This window comes from Lelliottia sp. GFLA7, from assembly GCF_056490165.1.
Map to the genome: position 1 here is coordinate 1 of NZ_JBWLAQ010000079.1, position 448 is coordinate 448.

Genomic DNA, 448 nt, shown 5'->3' on the forward strand with positions numbered 1-448 from the left:
GGCGTGGACCGATACCGTCCAGCACCGCTTCGGCGGCACGGGTGCGCTGGCCGGCCACTCCGTCGGCAACCTGATCCTCGCCGGACTCACCGAGGTGCTGGGCGACACCGTCGCGGCCCTCGACACCGTCGCCCGACTGCTCGAGATCGAGGGGCGCGTGCTGCCCATGTCCCGGGTCGCGCTCGAGATCGAGGCCGACGTCGTCGGGCTCGAGACCGACCCCCGGGTCAGTCGTTGCATCCGTGGCCAGGTCGCGGTCGCCACGACGCCGGGGAAGGTGCGCAGGGTGCGGCTGCGGCCGCCCAACCCGCCTGCGTCCCCGGAGGCGCTCAGCGCAATCGACGTGGCCGACCTCGTCGTACTCGGCCCCGGATCGTGGTTCTCGAGTGTCATTCCGCATGTTCTCGTCCCGGAACTCCTCGACGCGGTAAGGCGGGCGTCGGCACGC

General features: G+C 72.1%; 1 protein-coding gene. It reads left to right on the top strand.

Going from position 1 to position 448, the window contains the following annotated elements; all coding sequences use genetic code 11:
- Window positions 1–448: gluconeogenesis factor YvcK family protein (locus tag AC07RN_RS21240; RefSeq protein WP_478337256.1), on the top strand; the 448-nt coding region annotated here is incomplete at both ends.